General features: G+C 65.4%; 4 protein-coding genes. 3 read left to right on the forward strand and 1 reads right to left on the reverse strand.

Features of this window, described 5'->3' with window-relative positions; genetic code table 11:
* Positions 1 to 821: argininosuccinate lyase (gene argH / locus RKP46_RS15365; protein ID WP_311107442.1), on the reverse strand; the 821-nt coding region annotated here is incomplete at its 3' end.
* Positions 822 to 883: 62 nt separating this feature from the next.
* Here argH and RKP46_RS15370 point away from each other — a divergent pair.
* The 3 genes from RKP46_RS15370 to RKP46_RS15380 form a co-directional block, all read left to right on the forward strand.
* Positions 884 to 1,918: a histidine kinase gene (locus RKP46_RS15370; protein ID WP_311107443.1), complete on the forward strand. Its 1,035-nt coding sequence runs from the start codon at positions 884 to 886 to the stop codon at positions 1,916 to 1,918.
* The gene (locus RKP46_RS15375) at positions 1,915 to 2,691 is read left to right on the forward strand and encodes a LytTR family DNA-binding domain-containing protein (protein ID WP_311107444.1); all 777 of its coding nucleotides are present in this window, start codon (positions 1,915 to 1,917) and stop codon (positions 2,689 to 2,691) included. The genes RKP46_RS15370 and RKP46_RS15375 overlap by 4 nt, the downstream gene beginning before the upstream one ends.
* A 95-nt stretch (positions 2,692 to 2,786) precedes the next feature.
* Positions 2,787 to 3,326 (forward strand): c-type cytochrome (locus RKP46_RS15380; RefSeq protein ID WP_311107445.1); only part of this gene is annotated, 540 nt, incomplete at its 3' end.

Below are 3,326 nucleotides of genomic sequence, written 5' to 3' on the forward strand. Positions count from 1 at the left end.
CGGATGAAGCCGAAACGCGGGTTCATCCAGAGGACGAGTTCTTCCGCCAGGCGTGACAGGTGCATCATCAGCAGCGAGCCGGCGGCACAGAATTCGATCGCGAAGTCGCGGTCGGCCACCGCGTCGAGCGAGTTGGCGCAGATCTCGTCGAAGCCGAGCAATTCGGCGACCAGTTGGCGGTCGATCGGGTAGCTCGTACCGGCCAGCGCGGCTGCGCCGAGCGGCAAGTGGTTGGTACGCGCGCGGCACTCGGTGAAGCGTTCGCTGTCACGCCGGGTCATCTCGAAGTAGGCAAGCAGGTGGTGGCCGAAGGTGACCGGCTGGGCCACCTGCAAGTGCGTGAAGCCGGGCATCGCGGTTGCCGCTTCCTGCTCGGCGAGGTCGAGCAGGGCGGTCTGAAAGCGGGTGAGGAGGGCGAGGATTACGTCGATCGCCTCGCGCAGATAGAGCCGGATGTCGGTGGCCACCTGGTCGTTGCGCGAGCGGCCAGTGTGCAGCCGCTTGCCGGCGTCGCCGACCAGCGCAGTCAGGCGCTTTTCGATGTTGAAATGCACGTCTTCCAGGTCCACCGACCAGACAAAGTCGCCGGCTTCGATTTCCCGGGTGATCTGTGCCATTCCCCGTTCGATGTCGGCGAGGTCGTCCTGGCTGATGATGCCTTGCCGGGCAAGCATCGTGGCGTGCGCGAGCGAGGCGCGAATGTCCTGCCGCCACATGCGGCGGTCGAAGGCCACCGATGCGGTGTAGCGGGTGACGAGTTCAGAGGTTGGTTCGGTGAAGCGGCCCGCCCAGGTGTACTGGGGCAAATCTGATCGGCTCATTGAGGAAGGGCTTCCTGGGCTAAAATCACTCGTGGAACCTTGGACAGGCGCGACGGCGAGCAATGAGAAGTATAAAGCAAAACCTGGCCGCTCAGCCCTTGCCCGATTTTCGCAACGCCGGCGTCATCCTGCGCATTCTGCTCGGGGTCAACCTTCTTGCGCTGGCCGCGGCACTCGTACAAGGTCAGGGCGTCGACGAATGCGTGCAGCGCTACATGGAAATGGCCGTCTGGGTGCAGCCTCTGCTGCTCGCCAACGTCGCCTTGCTCGCCTCGCTCGACGGCGCACTGCGCCACCTGGCGGTCTGGCCGGGACGGCTGTTGGTCGTTCTCCTGGCGGCAGCCTCGGCCGCCTTCTTCGTCGAACTGTGGGTGGCGGCGGGTTTCGACGCCGGCGGCGCGCAGCGCCTGCTGCGCGCTGGCCTGCTCGCCGGCGGAACGGCCGCGGCTCTCCTCTGGTATTTCGCGCAGCGTTCGAGCGTACTCTCGCCGGCACTCGTCGAGGCGCGCCTGCAAGCGCTCAGCGCGCGTATCCGGCCGCATTTCCTCTTCAACAGCCTGAATGCCGTACTGGCGCTGATTCGCGTCGATCGCCAGCGCGCCGAGACGGCGCTCGAGGAACTGGCCGAACTCTTCCGTGCGCTGATGCGCGACCACCGCGAAATGGTGCCGCTGGCTGACGAAATCGCCCTCTGCCGGCAATACCTGGATCTCGAAAGCTTGCGCCTGGGCGAACGGCTGCGCGTCGAATGGGAGCTGCGCGACGTACCGGAAAGGCTCAACGTACCCCCGCTGATGATGCAGCCCTTGATCGAGAACGCGGTTTACCACGGCATCGAGCCGGGCAGCAAGCCGGGAACGATCCGCATCCGGCTCGCCCGTCAGTCCGACGAACTGCACATCGAACTGGTCAATCCCTGCCACGCCGAGGGCGATCACCAGCGCGGCAACCGCATGGCCTTGGAAAACATCGGCGAACGACTGTCGCTGTACTACGATCTGGAGGCGCGCCTGGAGACTGGCGAGGTCGTGCTGGCTGACGGTAGTCGCGAATACCGGGTGCACATCGTCCTGCCGTGCCGAGGCGAGCGCGCATGAGCAACGCGTCGCCGCTCCTCACGCTGCTGATCGTCGACGACGAAGTGCCCGCCCGCCTGCGCCTGCGCGAGTTGCTCGCCGATCTGGCCGGCGACTTGCCCAACCAGGTGCTCGCCGAGGCGGCAGACGGCCTGGCCGCGCTCGCTGCGCTCAGCCACCGGCGGGTCGATGTGGCGCTGGTCGACATTCGCATGCCGACGATGGACGGGATCGAGTTCGCCCGCCATTCGTCGCAACTCGTCGATCCGCCGGCGATCATCTTCGTCACCGCTTTCGATGCCTATGCGATTCAGGCCTTCGAACTCAACGCAATCGATTACCTGCTCAAGCCGGTGCGCGCGGCGCGCCTGCTCGCCGCGCTGCACAAGGTGGTTGGTCGCCGTCCGCCGGCTCCAGACGTGCTCGCCAGCCTGTCCCTGGGCGCGCGCCGACACCTTGCCTGCCACGAACGCGGGCGCCTGCTGCTGATTCCGCTCGCCGACATCGTGTACTTTCGGGCTGATCTGAAATACGTCGCGGCGCGCACGCGCGAACGCGAGTACCTGCTCGACGAGTCGCTCAGCCATCTTGAAGACGAGTTTGGCGAATGCTTCATTCGCCTGCACCGCAGTGTGCTGGCGGCCAAGGAGACAATCTGCGGCTTTCAGCGCAACGCGCTGGACGACAGCGATGCGCAGTGGCAGGCGATCCTGCGCGACGTTCCGGAGCGCTTGCCGATCAGTCGCCGGCAGTGGCCGCTGGTCAAGTCGCTGCTGCGCGCAGCGCGCGGGTGAGATCGCGGCTGGCGCGGCTGGTCGGCGCCTTGATCCTCATCAAGGCAATGCGCGATGGCTTTCCTAGAATGAGGCGCTTTTCGGAACGGTTTTTCATGCGCCTGACTCTTCGTTTCGCCAGACTGCTCGCCCTGCTGCTTGCCGGCGTCGTCGTCTCGCCGGTCGTCGCGCTCGACCTCGAACGCGCAAAGGAGATCTACGGCCCGTGTGCTGCCTGCCATGGCGAATTCGGTGCGGGCGGCAAGAAGGGCGAGTATCCGCGCGTTGCCGGGCAGTTGCCCAAGTACCTGGAACAACAACTGAAAGCGTTCCAGAAGCAGCAAAGGGTCAACCTGCCGATGTACCCCTACGCCAACGAGCGCGAGCTGCCCGACGACGACATGAGGCTGGTTGCTGCCTATCTGGCGCAGATCGAGCTCCCCACCCGGCCGCCCGAATTCAAGGCCGGCGACGACGCGCTGACGCGACTGCTGGCGATGGAAAAGGTGATGATCATCGCGCGTGCCGAAGGCGACATCGAGAACGGACGCGTCGTCTACCAGAAGAGCTGCGCCACCTGCCACGGGCGGAACGGCAGAGGGCGGGGAATGTTTCCCATGCTCGTCGGGCAATACACGAACTACCTGAAGAAGCAG

Source organism: Accumulibacter sp. (assembly GCF_031732815.1).
Taxonomy (GTDB): domain Bacteria; phylum Pseudomonadota; class Gammaproteobacteria; order Burkholderiales; family Rhodocyclaceae; genus Accumulibacter.

What these genes read in the sequence shown, in the direction of transcription:
- RKP46_RS15370 (WP_311107443.1), top strand. Translation starts at nt 884, where the DNA reads ATGAGAAGTATAAAGCAAAACCTGGCCGCTCAGCCCTTGCCCGATTTT.
- RKP46_RS15375 (WP_311107444.1), top strand. Translation starts at nt 1,915, where the DNA reads ATGAGCAACGCGTCGCCGCTCCTCACGCTGCTGATCGTCGACGACGAA.